The 19,020-nt window shown below is 37.9% G+C and carries 16 protein-coding genes; 6 read left to right on the top strand and 10 right to left on the bottom strand.

Annotation, left to right across the window (positions count from 1 at the left end):
• Positions 1 to 101: 101 nt before the first annotated feature.
• The 7 genes from KME09_15495 to lysS all read right to left on the bottom strand — a co-directional run bounded on the left by KME09_15495 (position 102) and on the right by lysS (position 11,397).
• Positions 102 to 929: an acyltransferase gene (locus tag KME09_15495; GenBank protein MBW4535339.1), complete on the bottom strand. Its 828-nt coding sequence runs from the start codon at positions 927 to 929 to the stop codon at positions 102 to 104.
• A 45-nt stretch (positions 930 to 974) separates the two neighbouring features.
• Entirely contained in the window at positions 975 to 1,676 is a 702-nt protein-coding gene (locus KME09_15490; protein MBW4535338.1) for a papain-like cysteine peptidase, read from the bottom strand.
• Between the two features lie 106 nt (positions 1,677 to 1,782).
• Positions 1,783 to 2,898, bottom strand: a complete 1,116-nt coding sequence (locus KME09_15485) for a hypothetical protein (GenBank protein MBW4535337.1) — start codon at positions 2,896 to 2,898, stop codon at positions 1,783 to 1,785.
• A gap of 62 nt (positions 2,899 to 2,960) precedes the next feature.
• Complete coding sequence (locus KME09_15480) at positions 2,961 to 4,109, bottom strand: glycosyltransferase family 4 protein (GenBank protein MBW4535336.1); 1,149 nt, start codon at positions 4,107 to 4,109, stop codon at positions 2,961 to 2,963.
• Positions 4,110 to 4,149: 40 nt separating this feature from the next.
• Entirely contained in the window at positions 4,150 to 5,439 is a 1,290-nt protein-coding gene (locus KME09_15475; protein ID MBW4535335.1) for a tetratricopeptide repeat protein, read from the bottom strand.
• A gap of 377 nt (positions 5,440 to 5,816) precedes the next feature.
• Complete coding sequence (locus tag KME09_15470; GenBank protein ID MBW4535334.1) at positions 5,817 to 9,449, bottom strand: tetratricopeptide repeat protein; 3,633 nt, start codon at positions 9,447 to 9,449, stop codon at positions 5,817 to 5,819.
• 223 nt (positions 9,450 to 9,672) lie between these two features.
• Positions 9,673 to 11,397, bottom strand: a complete 1,725-nt coding sequence (gene lysS / locus KME09_15465) for a lysine--tRNA ligase (GenBank protein MBW4535333.1) — start codon at positions 11,395 to 11,397, stop codon at positions 9,673 to 9,675.
• A 150-nt stretch (positions 11,398 to 11,547) separates the two neighbouring features.
• On the opposite strand from lysS, the gene KME09_15460 reads away from it, so the two are divergent.
• The gene (locus KME09_15460) at positions 11,548 to 12,831 is read left to right on the top strand and encodes a sorbosone dehydrogenase family protein (GenBank protein ID MBW4535332.1); all 1,284 of its coding nucleotides are present in this window, start codon (positions 11,548 to 11,550) and stop codon (positions 12,829 to 12,831) included.
• Between the two features lie 237 nt (positions 12,832 to 13,068).
• Positions 13,069 to 13,428 (top strand): DUF4164 family protein, encoded by a 360-nt coding sequence (locus KME09_15455; GenBank protein ID MBW4535331.1) that lies wholly within the window; start codon positions 13,069 to 13,071, stop codon positions 13,426 to 13,428.
• 32 nt (positions 13,429 to 13,460) lie between these two features.
• Here the strand turns inward: KME09_15455 and KME09_15450 are convergent, their stop codons facing one another.
• Positions 13,461 to 13,865, bottom strand: a complete 405-nt coding sequence (locus KME09_15450; GenBank protein ID MBW4535330.1) for a 4Fe-4S binding protein — start codon at positions 13,863 to 13,865, stop codon at positions 13,461 to 13,463.
• 70 nt (positions 13,866 to 13,935) lie between these two features.
• Between KME09_15450 and KME09_15445 the strand changes: the two genes are divergently transcribed.
• Positions 13,936 to 14,502, top strand: a complete 567-nt coding sequence (locus tag KME09_15445; GenBank protein MBW4535329.1) for a thioredoxin family protein — start codon at positions 13,936 to 13,938, stop codon at positions 14,500 to 14,502.
• A 341-nt stretch (positions 14,503 to 14,843) separates the two neighbouring features.
• Positions 14,844 to 15,053 (top strand): hypothetical protein, encoded by a 210-nt coding sequence (locus KME09_15440; protein MBW4535328.1) that lies wholly within the window; start codon positions 14,844 to 14,846, stop codon positions 15,051 to 15,053.
• A 116-nt stretch (positions 15,054 to 15,169) separates the two neighbouring features.
• Here the strand turns inward: KME09_15440 and KME09_15435 are convergent, their stop codons facing one another.
• Positions 15,170 to 15,631: an Hsp20/alpha crystallin family protein gene (locus KME09_15435; GenBank protein ID MBW4535327.1), complete on the bottom strand. Its 462-nt coding sequence runs from the start codon at positions 15,629 to 15,631 to the stop codon at positions 15,170 to 15,172.
• A 407-nt stretch (positions 15,632 to 16,038) separates the two neighbouring features.
• Between KME09_15435 and KME09_15430 the strand changes: the two genes are divergently transcribed.
• Positions 16,039 to 16,641 carry a dCTP deaminase gene (locus KME09_15430; protein ID MBW4535326.1) on the top strand — a complete coding sequence of 201 codons (603 nt, stop codon included), beginning with the start codon at positions 16,039 to 16,041 and terminating at the stop codon, positions 16,639 to 16,641.
• 46 nt (positions 16,642 to 16,687) lie between these two features.
• A complete protein-coding gene (gene thyX, locus KME09_15425; protein MBW4535325.1) occupies positions 16,688 to 17,398 on the top strand; it encodes an FAD-dependent thymidylate synthase in 711 nt (236 codons plus the stop codon).
• Between the two features lie 180 nt (positions 17,399 to 17,578).
• Here the strand turns inward: thyX and metK are convergent, their stop codons facing one another.
• Complete coding sequence (metK, locus tag KME09_15420) at positions 17,579 to 18,832, bottom strand: methionine adenosyltransferase (protein ID MBW4535324.1); 1,254 nt, start codon at positions 18,830 to 18,832, stop codon at positions 17,579 to 17,581.
• Positions 18,833 to 19,020: the final 188 nt, after the last annotated feature.

Below are 19,020 nucleotides of genomic sequence, written 5' to 3'. Positions count from 1 at the left end.
GTATAGATGAAATACTTAGTAAGGAGTACACCAAAGAATATTGGTTGGAATTGAAATATAACTGGGAGGGTTGCTTGCGTAAAGGATGAAAAGTTGGTAGGCTAAAAACACTGAATTGGCAGCAATTTATGCAATCTTTCTAATTCATCTTGTCGCTCATTTTCAACTTTAGTTCGATGCCAAGAAACATTTTGTTTAATTACTTTGGCTGGTGAACCAGTGGCTAAAGAAAAACGAGGTATTTCACCTGTAACTAGGGATCTAGCGCCGATAATTGAACCCGATTTTATTTTTGCTCCTTTAAGTATTAATGATTCTTGAGCAATCCAAACATGAGATTCGATTAAAACATCAGCGGCGTTGTTAATAACTTCCAGGGAATCTAGATCGAATATATCGTGCATATCTGAACATCTCATCCAGGTGTTAGCCGCAATCATACAATCATCGCCTACAAAGATACCTTTGGAGTCATTTGTGACACAAGTAACTCCACTAGATGTTGAATCTTTACCCCAGTAAACACAAGAACGTGGTGAATGCATCCAAACTGTAAACCAATTTTTATGGCGACTATTTTCATTCAGAATTACCATGCCTTCTGAGTCATAAAACCTAATGTCACCGACGCCAATTTTGCTTTTATTGGCTGCAAAAAAAACATTGTTAGAACCATGAAATTCCAGAGCAGTTTTTTTCAAAAAAGGATTATAGTTTTTGCCGATAATAATATAATTTACGGCTTCATTTGCTTGAGGAAGCTTATTGATCGATAAATTTTTAGGTAGCTGTTGCTCATAGGCAGTATTCTTTTTAACGCATATTATTTCATAGGCATCTAATTGGGATAAAAAAGTATTTCTGTCTGATTGAGAAAAATTGCTTTCAATTAGATTGAATATTTCTTGACTTAGTTGATGGTAATTCATAAGATCTTGTTCCTAAACAATTTTTCTCGGATATTTTGCTGATATTTAAGCAATTTCTTTTAAATCATAGTCAAATTGAGTAATAATTTGTTGATAATTTGAGCTATCTATTGTATTGGTTAAAATTTCGCCAGAAGATACTCCCAAACAATCAATAACATAAACAATCAAATTATCTTCAGCTAAAATATTTCTGACTTGAGACTTTGTTTGATTGGGGTTTTCGATAATTACTATGAAAGTATAGTTTTTAGTTAATTTGCTTAAAAAAGAAGTAAATTTTCTAGCATCTTCTAGTTCAAAATTTACTTTTTTAAACTCAGAATTGAATTCTATAAAGTGGCGATGGTATTTTTCTGGCTCTTGGTATACGGTATGGACAAATAATTTATTGTCAGTAGAATCAAGTATTTCTTTGAATCTAGTTATACAACGTTGATAGTAATGGTAGTCATCCCGATCATCTTTAGGATTATGATGATTAAATAATCTCTTGTGATAATAACTATGTCCAGCTTGCTTTGGTTTCTTAGAATTGATTAATTCTAGATTCAAAAAGGATTTAAAGTCATCTTCAATAGTGTGCTGAATCATGTCTAAATTACTAAAAATCCAGTCATATGGAAGAGAAAACAGTTTTAATCCTAATTTCTTTAAATATAACGAAGTATTACAAGCGCAGCCCAAGCTAACTACATGATTGTAGCATTGTTTGTGATTAATTTTGGTCATTACATCATTTGTCATGAGTTAATTCCTCAATTTTTGATTAATTTAAACTGTGAAATATTTCTTGATTTTTTTAGCTAATAGTTTAGCCAAAATCAGTAAATAAAATCTAAAATAGCTTATCCTACTGTTTATATATTTGACAAATTATATCTGTATCTACAAAATTGAATCCCCAGAAGCTACGTAAAGAAGTTCTAATTCTGTTTGGTTTTTTGGGTATTTTGATATCTGTGATCGGCGTAGTTAATACTAAAGGTGCAAGAATTGTCCGCCAAAAATCTGCTGAAAAAATAGCATCGTCAATAGTAAAGAAAGAACCTAATTGAAATTCTCCTTCATTAAAGTCTTCAGTGAAGCGAAAAGGATATTTGGCAAGATGATAACCTTCTTTCCCTAAATATCTAGCTTCAATTGATGTACTAGAACTAATACTATATACTGCCTCGATATTTTCGTGAGACATCAAATAGTAAAAGTTATCCGTAACTGTTACACAGTTATTGAATAAGCGAGAAATTGAAATAGCTTCAAAAGGATCGGCACTGTAGGGATGAGATTTAATAATTAAAGTATCGTATGAATTAGAAATTTCGCTAAATTTATCTAAGAAATTACTAACCTTATGAAATTTTCCCTCATTAATCAAAACTTTATCATCTGTTGTTTGTCCAGCAAAAAGAGCCGCTTTACCAGTAATGTCTAATCGTTTTAAACGATTCATTGATGCCATCACAATCCCAGCTTGAATTAAAATAGATTCTTCAGGAACCAAATAATTCTGTAATAACTGAGAAATTTCCCGATTATTACTTCTAATCCCAAAAACCAAGTCATCAAGAAAGCGTACAGGATGAATAATAATATCTACAAAAGGAATATTTAAACTATCCAGAGCAGATTTTAATAATTCTGGTAACTCAAAGGCAATGACAATCGAGTTTTTAAAATTCAACCAAACTTGTTGCAAAAATTCTTCACTAAAATCATTGTGATAAAAAAGTTTTGGCCATCCCTCCATTGATATCTCTTCATCAATCATGCGATAACCTGAGCTGACTAAAGATATATCTTGTTTAGAAAATAATTCTGTCTCTACTGGTAAAGAAGTAGCTAGCTTTAGAGGATTTTTTAAAGCATGATATAACCATTTAATATTTCCATCTTGAGTAGGTCTTTGATTATAACTAACTCGAAAAATGTCTCCTGTAAATTTTATTTGCTTGTAGTTAGTCTGCATAAACTCAAATCATTACACCTAGAGAGAGAACAAAAATAAACGATGATAATTGCCGTATAAAATTAGCAGTAACTAATTAAATTGATTAGCGGTTGATAGCAGCTTTCAGGTGAAAACTGTTGCTCAATAGTAGTTTGACCCTGTTGAATTAATTCTGTTGCTAGATTTGGCTGCTTGACTAATTTAATGAGGCTTTCAATAAATTCCAGACGGTTATGAGCAACTATAATGCCATTTTCAGCTTGGTTATCTATGCCAACACTGCCTTCTTTTGATGAGATAAGTGGCTTACCATAAGCTAGTGCTTCTAAAGTTTTGATTTTTAGTCCTCCCCCCACAAAAACTGGGTTAATCATGCAATCTACTAAAGAATAAACTTCCGCTTGACTTAGCTGATCTGACATATTTTTGATCGATTCATCAGCATCACAAATACCCGCAAAGCGATCGCCAACTTTACCAAAAATATATAGGTTAAGATTTAATTGCTTAACTATGGGCCAAACCTGTTTGATAAACCAATCTAAACCGCTATAATTAGCTTCGTTATCGGCACCAATAAAGCCAATATTTTTAATTTCATTTAATTTTCGATATTGACTGTCGTAAGTTACCGAATGAGGACAGAGTAACAAGACTTTATTAGGCAACATTTTGCGTAAAATTTCATACTCGTTCTTTTGAATTGCTAAGACTGCATCAAAATGATTTAAGATAAACTGCTCTTCTTGATAAGAAACCGACATAGAAATTGCATTGAGCATTTGATGCTGATAAAAACGATACTCTCGAAAACACATAACATCGTGAGTATCAATTAATTTCAAGCAATTACTTGGTATAGCATCTTGTAAATAAGCAAGATATATATACTCAATTAGCACTATATTTGGTTGAACAGCAGCAACATACTGCGCAAATGTCGTGTAAAAAGCATCATGCCTTCTTTTTTTTAATCCTTGGATATTAGCAAAAGAAGTTAATTTTGGTAACCCAGCTTCTTCTGGTTTTAGATGTTGGTCAAAATCTTTATAGCTGACCACCATATTTTCAAACCCAGCTTCTTTGATCTGAGTTCTTCTTTGTAAACCGATGCTACCAAAGAAAAATATTTTTAAAGAACAATGATTCTTTAAGGCTTTAGCTATTGCTAAGATACGTTGATGGCTACCCATTTTACCCTCCCAAAAAGGAGCGTCTGTTGCTAGCACAAGTTTTTTTTGATTGACAATACTTTCTAAGTTCATTTTCCTAATTGGTGACCGTATAATTAGGAATCAAACTAACTCTTTCAACCAATAATCCAATCGACCTACAGTCAGCTTTTTGGGGGACTACAGTTTCGTCTATAATTAAATCGATCGCCAGAAAAGATTGAGCTTTTTCTTGAGGAATAGTAATTTCTCCTCGAACAACCGCAGGGAAAAAATTGTTTTTTCTTTGGATTAAAGATGTCTCTAATGTCCGATCGTTGAGATTAACGGTTAATGTTTCTAATAGATCGAGCTTTGCTTCTGCTCGAATAACTATTTCTAACTTATATTTTCCTGCTACTGGGTAAGGCAAGACTATTGAAGAAACTGTACCAGGGCCACTCCAACGTCCATGTTCTTCAGCATCGTACCAACCTGAACCCACAATACGCTCTTTAAGTTCACATTTAACCAACATTGGTTTATTTAAACCAATAATTTTTTCCAATTCAACATTTTGTTGAGCCTGTGGATCTACCGTATCTTCTGAAGGGTTAAGTACCTTTGTTTTTAAATAGTGAATATCAGTTTTGATTTCTGCTAAACATTGTACTAAGGCATCAACATCCATTTCTTTTTTTCCCTCATTAATATGACATAACAATTGATTAAGTAGAATTGAATATCGCTCTACAATAGCGGAGTCAGTTAATTTACGCCTTAATTCACTAATAGTTAGATCTACACAATGCTCAATATTTTCGGGAGTTTCTCTAGCTTGAGAAGTTTTGAAAAGCTGCTGTTTCTCCTCTGCGGTATAAGTAGATGTTGGTGTTTTATTTACAGCATAATCACTTTGATCGATCTTTTGTTCTAACTGTTGGTTAATAATTTTAGACTGAGGAAAATGCTTGATGGCAGTTTTTTGTACCTCGACAGCATGGTCATAAAGTTTAGATTGAATTAAAAGATCGATTAACTTGGCATATACCCATTCTGGCTGTTCTGAGTCCAAAATAATCGACTTTTGATAAGAGGCGATCGCTTTGTCGAGATGATTTATTTTGTGAAAAAATATGCCAGATGCTCTTGAGATCTCGGAGGAATTAGCATATATTTTATGGGCTTTGATCACTAAACTTTGAGCTGTAGCATAATTTCTAATTTGGGCTGCTACTGTAATAGCATTGGCATAAATCCACTCTGACTGTAATTCATTTAGCTCTATCGACTGCAAATAAAGATTAAGTGCATCTTCTAGCTGATTTTGCTTGTGCTTATTAACAGCTTGAGTGTGCAATTCTTCAATCTGATTCTCAATATTTTGGTTTTGTGTTTTAGTAGTCATCAAAATAGATTATGGTACACAAGTAAATCAATAGTGGATTTTTACGAAAACTATTTTGTCTATGTTTTAGCTAGAAGTTTAGCTAAAATATACGCTCTTTAGTTATTAACAAAAAAAGGACAGGGTTCAGCTTTTACAATCGATACTTCTACTGTATTGCTTTGAATCAATGCAGTTTATTGTCGATTAGATTTCTACATAAAAATAACATTATCCCTCTAGAACTTACATTAGTGTAATTACTGATTGATCGAGGTTTTTGCTTAAGTACAAGTGCTAATTGTTACGGTTTGCTCATGACAAGAACTAATTAAATATATCTAATAGTTTTCACGGATAAACCAACCGATCAACGCTAGTTTATCCAAGAGTTTCTCTTATGTCGAAGGAAATTGTAAAACTTGACGTAACTTCTGCTTAATTAGCTTAGGACTATAATTCGCGATCGCCTGGTGAGAATTGCTCGAAATTGAGTTCCAAAGGTATTTGTCCGTATAAAGACGTAAAATTTGTTGAGCAAAGTTGAGCGAATTACTAGCTTCTAAAATATCTTGTTCGGGAACGAGGTTCATTCCTTCGGTGCCAATTTGCGTAGAAACTACGGGCAAGCTATATTCCAAGCTCTGACCGATTTTACCTTTCATCCCTGCACCATATCTGAGGGGAGAGACAGATAGCTTGTGGCTTAAAAAGTAAGGGCTAACATCATCAATATATCCCGTGACGGCAATGCGATCGCTCTCCAAAGCTAAGACTTCAGCACTAGGGTTGTTACCAAGTAGCGTGACTTTAATCTCAGGTTGAATCTGCCAGACTAGAGGCATAATTTCCTGACAAAGCCACTGCACCGCATCGATATTGGGTAAATGATTGTAGCTACCGATAAATAAAATTCCCTCACGATGTTCAAAATTGGGGAGATCGCCCTGATAAGCATGATGAATGTTGGGGATCGTGGCGACTTGCTCGACTCCTTGAGCTTCGAGGATCTTTTGTTCCGTTGCCGTAACCGTAATGGTTAGATCTGCTAGATGAGCCATTTTTAATTCTTGCGCCTGCATCTCCACCCATTGTTCTTTAGCACAGTGGTTCGAGTCGATCGCCCAAGCTCTTTTGAGTCTAAGATAATGAAGATCGATCGTATCGTAGATTAGCTTGATTTCTGGTTTCTGGCGGATGAGCGCAGCATATTTTTGATTTAGTTCAGGACGGCAAATCCAGGCTAGATCGATTAAATCTAGGCGGGACTCAATTTGCGACTCGATTCCTCTGCCATAGCCTGACTGGGTATATAAAACCTCAATTTGTAAATTCTGTAAGACAGAGACGTAAGGTTCTTGCTTAAATCCGTTATCCGCAGCAAAGATGACATGATAGTTTAAATCCTTGAAAATTTTTAACAGTTCAAATAATCTGCGGGAGCCAGATTCGCGATCGTAGCTGGGCATATAGCTATCAATCACCAAGATAGTCTGACCGCCAAAATGATTCCTCGCAGCCACAGAGGCATTAGCTTTCCCCAAATTAGGTAGATAATGATCCTGGTTTAAATTAGCTTGCCACTTCTGCTTAAACTTAATGGCATTAACTGCCTGATATTGCTTAATACCGTTAGTAATCGAAGTTCCCGAACTAATCCCCTCATAGTGAATTACTTCCGACTTAGGTTGATACATCACCTTCATCCCTAACTGATGACGAATCGCGAAACACAGATCGGTATCTTCATAGTAGGCGGGGGCAAAATTCGTAGCAAAGCCGTCCAAGCGCTCAAAAACCTCTTTTTTGACCATCAAACTCGCTCCCGAACAATAGTCCACAGGACGCAGATAATTATATTCGGGAGCATGAGGATTTTCTTGTCTGCCATAGTTCCAGGCTGAAGCATCTTGCCAAACAATTCCCCCAGCTTCTTGAAGAGTACCTTGAGGATAAATTAATTTAGAACCTACTGCCCCAACTGTTTCATCTTGAGCCAACACTTGAACTAGACTAGCAATACAGTTCGGCTCGATCTGCGTATCGTTGTTGAGAAAATAGAGATATTTACCTTTAGCAACTGCTGCACCCTGATTGCAGGCATCAATAAAACCTTGGTTTGCTGGTTGATTAATTAAATTAACTGCCATCAGAAACGATAAAATTTCCTCAGTTCGATCGCTCGAACAGTCATTGACCAGGATAATCTCCACAGGAATAGATCGATCGAAGTTAACCGCGATCGCTTTAAGACATCTTAGAGTGTAATCTAACTGGTTATAGACAGGAATAACGATCGATACTTCTGGAGTCTCACTATGAGGCAAAAGTTCTTGTAATTCGGCAGCAAAGGCAACACAATCGATCGGCTCGGGAACAATCGGCGTAATTGCCAAAGATAGAGCAGAATCTCCTTGATATTGCTGAATTTTACTCAAAACATCAATATTCTTGGGCTGCACCTGGAGCGCCATTTGATAGGTGACCAGCGCCTGCTCTGGTTTACCCGACTCGGCTAGAAGATTGCCTAACTTAAGATATAAATCCACATTGCGATTATCGATCGCCAAAGCTTGATGATAGACATCAGCATTTTGCGGATCTTGTTCAATAGCTTGCAAAAAACAATCTAAGGCCTGTTGACGATCTTGCTGACTACGACGATAAAAAGCATCCCCTAGCTTTTGCTGCACTTGGGGTAAATCCGCTTGTAGTTTAGCTGCCTGTTGATAAAAGGCGATCGCTTCTGGCCACTGACCTAACTTGCTATGGGCTTCAGCCAGATTATAATAAGACCAAGGAAAATCAGGATTAAGTTTAATTGCCTGGCGATATGCAGGGATTGCTTCTGAGCATCTATCTAACTGGATCAGAGCATAGCCTAAATTATTGTATGACCAGGAATTTTTAGTCTTGAGGGCGATCGCCTGACGATAAGCCTGAACCGCATTTGACCATTGCTGTTGCTGAGTAAAAACTTCTCCTAATTCATGACAGGCTTGAACATGATGGGGATCGGATTGAATTGTTCTTTGGTAGCATAAAACAGCCCGTGACCACATTTGTATTGCTTGATAAATATTACCCAAAGCAAAATATAGTTGCGGATGGTGTTGCCGTTTTAAAGCTGACAAATAGCAGGAAATTGCCGATTTTACCCGACCCAATTGGACTAATAACGCTCCAAAAGCCAGATAAGCTTCAATTAACTCAGGCTGTTGCTCAATTGCTCGACGATAGCAGGTAATAGCTAACTCGTGCTGACCTTGACTAACAAAACTTTTAGCCTGCTCTAATAATTCATAAGATTGCACCGAGTCGGCAGCAGCTTTTTTAAGTGCGATCTCCTTACTACCTAAAACTGATGGAGAATCTAGCGATCGCGAGTCTACCGTACCAATATTATCAATATTATTAGTACCGTTGGTCAACTTTAAAATCAGCCGACAGTACTTAGCTGCTTCCGACCATAATTCTAGACTTTCACAGAGCTTGAGAATTTCTTTGTAGGTTTCAACTCGCTGGGGTTTGAGTTTCGCTGCAATCAGATATTGTTCTAAAGCAGCTTTTAATTCTCCCTGCTGTTCTAAATTCCGTCCCTGTGCTAAATGACTATCGATCGAATTAGCTTTGGGCGATATCTGGTTACTTGACTGAGTTTGCTGTAATAATAATGTGGCTTTAGCTAAATGTTTCTTGACCGCAGTCAAGTTAGGGTCAATCTTCAGCGCCTGTTGATAATAGTTAATCGCCAATTGGTACTTTTGTTGATGAACGTAGAGAGTTCCCAAGTTGGCATAAACTTCGACAAAATTAGGCTGAAGCTTGATTGCTTGTCCATAAGAGCTAATCGCTTCTTTTATTTGCTCAGTTTGTTGCAGAGCATCCCCCATCAGCTTATGAGCTTGGGGTGAGTGTTGATTTAAACTGAGAGCTTGAGCGCAGGCTTGAATGGTCTTTTGCCATTGCTTAGATTGCCAGTATTTTTGTGCTTGTTCTAAACAAGCTTGAGCCTCATCTACTTGGAGCATTTTTAAATCGGGTGGAAAAGAATTAACTTATAGGTGCAACTAATCGCGAACCTAACATTTAATCGGCTAATTGACCACTCAAATTAACTGCTTTAGCTTTGAAGCACTAATATAAATAGGCGTAATTAGTGATCTCTCCCTAGTTCCCTAATTCCCTAATTTCCTAATTCCTGACCAGACTATCTTCTAAATTATTGCTCTTTAAAACTCTTAAAACGACAAATCACATTTCGCGATCAAAGCCAAACTTGTCTCGAATTTGTGAATTAAAATACTGTCCCACTGAGCCAGTTTCTTTCAATTCTTGATAAATCTTTTCAGGCACATCAGAATATTGATAGACGCTGCCATTACCAAAAACAACTCGCAGAGTTTGCTTGTCTGCATCATAGTCAAAGTCTTTAATTGCTGTACTTTGATTTTTGAGTAGAGGGAAAGCAATTACATCGCGGATGCTAGGAGAGTCGGTTAACAGCATAACCAAACGATCTATGCCGATGCCTAAACCAGCAGTAGGAGGCATCCCATATTCTAAGGCTGCTAAAAAGTCTTCATCAATATCGTTAGCTTCTAAGTCGCCTGCTGCTTTTTTGGCTGCTTGAGCTTCCAGTCTCCCTCGTTGATCTAGAGGATCGGTTAACTCCGAAAAACTATTGGCAGTTTCTCTACCCACCACAAATAGTTCAAATCTTTCCACTAATCCTGGTTTGTCGCGATGGGGTTTTGCTAGAGGGGATATTTCTACGGGGTAGTCGGTAATAAAAGTCGGCTGGATCAAAGTGGTTTCTACTTTCTGCTCAAAAGCCTCGTTGAGCAATTTACCAATAGTTTGGCAGTCTGCGGGAACTTCGATCCCAGCATCTTTAGCTGCGGTTCTCGCCAAGTCGAAGTCGCTAAACTGAGCAAAGTCTACTCCTGTGGCATCTTGAACAACTTCATGCATGGTTACTCTGCGCCAGGGAGGAGTTAAATCTATTTCCTCTCCTTGGTAGGTAACTTTAGTTGTACCTAATACTGACTGCGCCACATCGCTAATCATGGTTTCCGTCAACGCCATCATGTCGTGATAGTCGGCGTAAGCTTGATACACCTCGATGGAAGTAAACTCAGGATTATGGCGGGTTGAAACTCCCTCATTACGAAAGATTCTGCCTAGTTCAAACACTCGCTCAAACCCACCAACAATTAATCTTTTGAGGTGTAACTCGGTAGCGATACGGAGATAGAGATCCATCTCCAAAGTATTGTGATAAGTAATAAAGGGACGAGCTTCCGCACCACCTGCTTCGCTTTGTAAAACGGGAGTTTCAATTTCTAAAAAGTCCCTAGTTTCTAAATAACGACGAATCGCTGCGGTAATTTTGGCGCGAATACGGAAAGTCTGTCTTACCTGGGGATTAACAATTAAATCTACATAACGCTGACGATAGCGTTTTTCGGTATCCGTTAAACCGTGCCATTTATCAGGTAAAGGTAATAAAGATTTAGTCAGAATTTGAAACTCACTGACATAAACCGAAAGTTCACCCTTTTCTGTCCGTTTAACCGTTCCTTTGACACCTAAAATATCCCCCGTGTCAGAAAGCCTTTTCAGGTGATTAAATGCCCCCTCTAAGTCTTCTGACATAGTTTGATTAATTCTTTTTTTCTCTAGGTAAAGCTGGATTTTTCCCGTCTCGTCCTGTAGTTCGAAAAACGCCAGTTTACCAAAAACACGGCGCGCCATAATTCTCCCAGCGATCGCCACTTGGTCTTCTACCTCTTCTCCCGCAGCCAGAGCGACATATTTTGCCTGTAACTCAGCAGCATGATGACTTGATTCCCATTTATAAGCGTAGGGGTTCAAGCCCAATTCCTTCATCTGGGCCACCTTTTCAATTCTGGTAGCGCGAATTTCGTCTAAATTAGAACCACCTTGGGGCTTATTTGAGGAATTATCTTCTGCCATTACTACTAAAATTTAGATTAATCGGGATTAAGTTGATTTGCCTGTACTGCGATCGCTTAAAAGATGCTGCTACATGACAAACAGATTGAATTATAACGTATCTAAGTACTTCAACTGGCTTGTCACTAAAATTGATTGTTGAATTTTATTATGTTTATTGCTCCCAGAAAATTCACGCTAATTGGTTTAGGATTAATCGCGCTCTTAACTAGCTGTAATTCAGTCGCCAAGACACCAACAGCTACGATTAAAACTCAGAATTTAACCCCAACGCCGATTAAAATTACCCTAGCAGATCTGCCCCAACCTTATGCTAGCGAGTCTGCTAGTAATTCCCCTAACGTGATACCTGTACCCAATCGACCCACACTACAAGTTCCTGCTGGATTTAAGGTTAATGTCTTTGCTAATAATCTTCCTGACGTACGTTGGATGACCGTAACTCCTGACGGCGATGTCTTAGCAGTACAGTCCAAACAAAATAAAATTACTCTATTACAGGATAAAAATAACGATGGCGTTGCTGAAATAAAACAAACATTTGGCGATCGCAATAACAATCTCGATCAGCCTTTAGGCGTTACCTTTGCTGGAGATGCTTTTTATGTAGCCAATACAGGGGAAGTGTTGCGCTTTAACTATCAGCCAGGACAGTTAGAACTTGAGGGAACAGGCACACAAATCACGGAACTAACTCCAGGGGGCTATAATCAGCACTGGACGCGCAATATTGTTACCTCCCCAGATGGCGATCGACTCTATGTTTCCGTTGGCTCTAAATCCAATGTCGAACCTGAAGAATTACCCCGCGCTTCGATTCAAGTAATGAATTTAGATGGTTCAGCACGATCTACTTATGCTTCTGGTTTACGTAATCCTGTTGGTTTAGATTTTCATCCCGTTACAGGCGAATTATTTGCTGCCGTTAACGAACGAGATTTATTAGGTGATGATTTAGTACCCGATTACTTTACCCAAGTAAAAAAGAATGGCTTTTATGGTTGGCCTTATGCCTACCTGTCTCCCAAATCACTCGATCCACGACGGATACAGGGAGACAAAAGCGAAAAACCAGAACTAGCAGCTAAAACCATTACCCCAGATGTATTGTTTCAGGCACATTCGGCAGCTTTAGGGGTACAGTTCTATGACCAGCAGCAATTTCCCGATCAGTATCGTAATGGTGCATTTGTAGCCTTTAGAGGCTCATGGAATCGCGATCGCGGTACAGGATATAAGATTGTTTATGTTCCCTTTGGTAAAAACCATCAACCCCTTGGCTACTACGAAGATTTTCTCACAGGGTTTTTGGTCAATCCTGATATTCCTGAAACTTTTGCCCGTCCTGTTGGCTTGCAAGTCATGCCCGATGGTAGTTTATTACTAGCGGAAGATGGCAACAATTATATTTATCGCATTAGTTACACAAAGTAAGACTAATACCAATTCTCTATAACAATGCACTAAATTAAATTTAACCCCTTTGCGTCTTTGCGCCTTGGCGCGAGATTTCAACTTAAAACATTAAGTGCAACCTCAAGAAGAAATGGTATAACTAGGATTTTTTATGACCATCTAGGTATCTGCTTAGGGCTGATTCTTGAAGTAAACTAATAAATAAAAAGTATTTAACAATTTAGTTTAAAATAAGCCACTTCATCTCATCAAAAAATGACTATAAATATTGAACAAGACTTAGGCAGTATATTAAATAACTTAAACTCTAAACTAGATAAATTAGACGAAAAGTTAGATACTAAGCTAGATAAATTAGACGAAAAGCTAGATACTAAGTTAGATAAATTAGAATCAAAAATTGAACAAAGATTTGACAAAGTAGATGAGCGTCTAAATAAAATAGAAATAAGTCAAGCTGATTTAAAAGGTGATATCAAAGCCTTAGACACTAAAACAGACCAATTAGACAAACGAGTTAGTAATGTTGAGTTTGCTAACCGTGGTATTTTAATCGGCTTGCTAGTGGTTATTTTGGGTGGATTTGCTATGGTTTTTTGGATGGTAAGTAAATAACTCCTGTCCAATACTGTCCAAAAAAACAACTCTTAAAGATTAGTAGAAATAGCTGAAACGGGACAAGTTGGAATACACTGCTCACAGACAATACAGCGCGATCGCTTAAAATCCAGTCTAAAGGTTTCTGGGTTTAATACTAAAGCCTGGGTGGGACATACTCCCGTACACAAACCGCAGTCTACACAAATTTTTTCATCCACGGCAATCTCGCCACTAGCGGAATATACCTGAAAATCATTCATTCTCATCCATTCGATCGCTGCATCAATCTGATCGATGTCTCCCTGTAACTCCACTACCAGTTTGCCAATTTGGTTTGGCGCAACTTGAGCGCGAATGATGTTACTGGCAATATTAAAATCTTTTGCCAGACGGTAGGTTAGAGGAATACGAATTGCTGTTCGAGGAAAGGTTATGGTCACCCTTTTTTTCATGGGGAATCATGGATTATAGATAGAATAAGAAGCGCAAATATATTAATACCTCTATCTATCAGTTTACTAAATGAGCGAGCAACAACTAAAATCATCCACTAATAATTCTGTCAGAAATATTGTAATTGCGATCGCCGCAGTTGTCTTGAGCATCGCTTTGTTCTTAGGTGCAAAAACCGAAACTAATGGCACATCCTTAGAATCTCAGGCTAAACAATCTACTCCGTTAAACGTGGCTTTAAATAATAGTAAGCCTACCCTTACGGAATTCTATGCCGACTGGTGTACTAGTTGTCAGGCGATGGCGGGAGATTTAGCACAGATCAAAGAAAGCTATGGCGATCGCGTTAATTTTGTCATGCTCAACGTTGATAATACTAAATGGCTACCAGAAATGTTGCGTTACCGAGTTGATGGCATTCCTCATTTTCTGTTTATGAATGCTCAAGGAGAAGCGATCGCCGAAGCCATTGGTGAACAACCCAAAGGAATTTTGGAAGCTGATTTGGATGCTCTGATCGCTAATAATTCCATCCCCTATGCCAATCAGAAAGGGCAAATTTCTCCAGTCGAAGCAAAAGTTAGCGTTACCGACGACACTACCGATCCTCGTAGTCATGGCGCGACAGTTAAATAGGAGGCAAGCGATCGCTTTAATTCCGTAGAAATACGGTTTTAAAAATAAGATACGTATTTTAATCTAGATAAACCTAGTGATGTAAATACTTAATATAAATTGTTTAATCAAGCAGTTCTCAAGCTCAGATCAAGAGGAGTGTGAATCAGCAGAAAATTTTTGCTGCCAAGAATTATTTATAGCCCTACATAACAACGTTAGGACATCTTTGAAATACTATTTTTTATTTTCTATTTCCTAGCCGATCACCCTAATTTTCCTAATCTAATTTTGTACGGCTATAATGCATTTGGCTAATAATTCAAATAATATTTATCACATATTAATCACAATTAAAAATTATGGGAATCAAGATTTCTGCCTTAATTGGAGTTAATGAATGTATTTTGGCAGTTTATTATTGTAATGACCGAACTTATCATTTTAGTGTAGTGAATGCTAGGGGTCGAATTTATACCTGTGATACTTCCTTTCCCACCTTGAGCAGTGCCAAATTCATGGGTATATCCGTTACCGAAAGATTAGAGATCGATCGCGATCGCAGTTGGTAAATTTAATAATCAGTAATCAGTAATTATTTTTACCCAAAAAAAACCAGCCATATTATCTATGACTGGTAATATCTAGCTCACTTAATTATTTAATCCCAATCAAGGCGATCGCCAAGTTATTGGGCATCAACTTGATCTAACAAATTAACTTTAACCACCTTATTTTTTTCTGCTTCGGCTTTAGGTAAAGTCAGGTGCAAAATACCATTTTTATACTCAGCTTTCACTTCAGTATTTTGGATTCTTACTGGTAAAGGAATTACTCTTTCAAAACTACCATAGCGGAATTCAGTACGAGTTTTACCTGAGTCTTCAGCTTGAGTTTCAGATTTACGCTCTCCTGAAATAGAGATGCTCTTTGCTGTTGCTTCAATATTTAGATCGGCAGGCTGCATTCCAGGAACTTCTAGCTTAAGAACCAAATTATCTTCGTTTTCAGTAAGTTCGGCTGCGGGAACTTTAGAGAAGTTACCAAAATCAGCTAAAGTAGCTGGAGTTAAAACATCATCAAACATTCTATTTAGTTGACGTTGTAAAGAGTTCATTTCTGACCAGGGATTATAACGAACGATCGCCATATTATTGTCTCCGTAAGTTTTATTTGTATCTGTTCTTTTCTCGAATTGATATCATCTTAGGCAATTTTAATACTGACTGGAAGTGTGGTTTTATGCCCTATTTGGTAGCGATTTCTGCCCGAACTTATTGGTCGAGAAAACCCAACTTTTTTTAGTAAACGTTTAACAGTGGGCAATGAGCAGTTACCTCTTTTAAAAAAAGAGGAGCGATCGCCAAAGAAAAAAATAAATTCAAAAAGCTTATGGCTTATAGCTACAGCCCCTTCGGGGCAAGCGCGCTTCGCGCTTGGGGCGTAAGCCCCGTGCTTACCGTTAAATTAACGTAAATAGAACTCACGTTAATTAGTATAATTTCAAGGGTTTGGCTGCTAATTTTATTCACCTACAAAGCACCAAAGATTATACCTATGTTAAAAAACGATAAATGGATTGTCGAACAGGCACAACAAGGTATGATTGTACCTTTTGAAGAAAAATCAGTTAGAAAAGCTGTATTAGGTGCAAAGCAATCAATACCTACCATTAGCTGGGGTCTGAGTTCTTATGGCTATGATATTCGCTTGTCTCCTCACGATTTTAGAATTTTCAAACATATTCCTGGCACTGTCATCGATCCCAAAAAGTTTAACCCGAAAAACTTAGAACAAGCTGAGTTACACAGCGATGAAGATGGCTCATCATACTTTATTATTCCCGCCAATAGTTATGGCTTAGGGGCATCTTTAGAAAGTATCAAAATGCCAGCCAACGTTACTGCTATTTGCTTAGGAAAATCAACTTATGCTCGCGTAGGTGTAATTGCCAATACAACTCCCCTAGAAGCTTCCTGGCAGGGAGAGAGTATTACTTTAGAATTTAGTAATGCTTCGAGTGCTGATGTAAAAATTTACGCTAATGAAGGAGTAGTGCAGCTATTATTCTTTGAAGGAGAAGCTTGTGACACTACCTATGCCGATCGCGGTGGTAAATATCAGCATCAAGGATCGGGCGTTACCTTACCCAAGGTTTAAGCAGATAGTTTATTCGGCACAAATATCAACATCAAAAGCAAAAAAAATGGGCGACAAAGATCCTTTAAACGATGGCAAAAGTAGAATTGAATTAATCGATTCAATGGGTAGTGATTTAAGCATAGTTAATGATGCTAGAGCGTCGTTTGACAAAAGTTCTGCTGAGTTAGACGAAAAAGATCTTAGGTTGATAAGTTATTTAATTAAACATGAACATACTTCACCATTTCGCGGAGTGGTATTTAAGTTCAAGGTAAAAGCACCCCTTTATATCTGTAGACAGTGGTGGAAACATGTTATAGCCAGCAACCACAACGAAGAACAACTAGGCTGGAATGAGAAAAGTTTTCGCTATGTAGCTATTGATGACAGCAACGAGTTTTATATTCCTCCTACCTTTAGGCAACAGTCCAAAAATAATAAACAGGCAACTGTAGGTAGTTTGGATGCAGAATTAAATCATAAAGCGATCGCCATTTATCAACAGCAATGTGAAAATAGCTATCAAGCCTATAGTCAACTACTAGAACTAGGGGTTGGGAGAGAACAGGCTAGAGGTGTTCTAGCTCCTTCTGTATATACTTCCTGGGTTTGGACAGTTTCTTTACAGGCATTGCTTAACTTTATTAGCTTACGGCTAGGCGCGGGGGCGCAAACCGAGATTGGGGCTTATGCAAGTGCGATCGTCGAGTTAATTGAGCCAATTGTACCCGTTTCCATCGAAGCATGGGCAAAACATCATGCTAAAAAAGCCTAACCAGCTAGCTTCAAAAACTTAAAACCCCTGACCTTAACTTAAGTATCAGTGGACAAAAAAACTAAAAAAATCGCTAGAAAATAGTTTTTCAGATATTCTCTCTAAGAAATTCGAGATGATTAAATTTCTCAATTTCTCGACCAAATATCCAGCTATTTTCTAGCGACGAAACAGCAATTATTAACCTGCACTTTTAGATAGCGCAAAATCTTTCAAAAGCGCTACTTTATCTGTTTTTTCCCAAGATAAATCTAAATCTGTGCGACCAAAATGGCCATAGGCAGCTACGTCTTGATAAAAACGCCCACCTCTTTCTTGGGGTAAATTGCGTAAATTAAGAGTTTGGATAATACCAGCAGGGCGCAACTCAAAATGCTGTTTAACTAACTCTAATAAACTGTCCTCAGCAATCTTAGCTGTACCAAAAGTCTCAATAAAGATACTAACAGGACGAGCAACACCGATCGCATAACTTACCTGTACTTCGCATTTATCGGCTAAACCTGCTGCCACAATATTGCTAGCAACATAACGACAAGCATAAGAAGCACTGCGATCGACTTTTGTGGGGTCTTTGCCCGAAAAAGCACCGCCACCATGGCGAGAATAGCCACCGTAGGTATCAACAATAATTTTACGTCCAGTTAATCCAGAATCCCCTTGAGGGCCACCGACAACAAATTTACCTGTAGGATTGACTAGAAAACGAGTATGGTCGTTGGGCTTTAAATCAAGATTGGTAAACACAGGTTGAACTACCGCCGACCAAAGATCGTCTTTAATCTTTTTTTGAATAGCAGTATTATCAGACAAATTACCAATAGTCTCTGTATGTTGCGTTGAGACTAAAATAGTATCAATTCCTACTGGCTTGCCATCTTCATACTGAACTGAAACCTGAGTCTTACCGTCAGGACGTAAATAGGTTAAATCTCCTTGCTTACGTACTTCGGCCAAGCGACGAGAAATACGATGTGCCAGACTAATAGGCATCGGCATCAACTCTGGAGTTTCGTTACAGGCATAACCAAACATTAACCCTTGGTCGCCAGCACCAATTTGGTCAAGCTCACTGTCACTAAGTTCTTCTCTTTGTTCTTGGGCAGAAGTGACACCTTGCGAAATATCGGGAGACTGCTCATCAAGCGCAACCAATACGGAGCAGCTATTAGCACAAAAGCCATTTTCGGCGTGAGTGTAGCCAATTTCAGCAATCTTGCTTCTAACTAAATCTACATAATTGATTTGAGCTTTGGTTGTAATCTCTCCTGTAACCAAAACTAAACCAGTGTTCACAACCACTTCGGCTGCCACGCGACTGGACGGATCCTGAGCTAAGATAGCATCTAGAATAGCGTCAGAGATTTGGTCACAGATTTTATCTGGATGTCCTTCTGTAACTGATTCGGAAGTGAATAAATAATTACTAGACAATTTTTTTCAATCCTCTAAGAAACTTTGTCAAACGAAGCGATCAATACAAACCAAGCATTATAATCGTTAAGCAACATAATACCAGGGTAAGCGCCAGAAAAATTGAGTCAAAACATGCTATGTAGGCTGAATTATGGTAATACTGAGCCTCAATCCCCAGTATTACGAGAATTATTGTTAATAATACT

This window comes from Pleurocapsa minor HA4230-MV1, from assembly GCA_019359095.1.
GTDB classification, from domain to species: Bacteria; Cyanobacteriota; Cyanobacteriia; order Cyanobacteriales; family Xenococcaceae; genus Waterburya; species Waterburya minor.
Note: the sequence above shows the minus strand (reverse complement) of the source record. Positions and strands in the feature narration are given on the sequence as shown.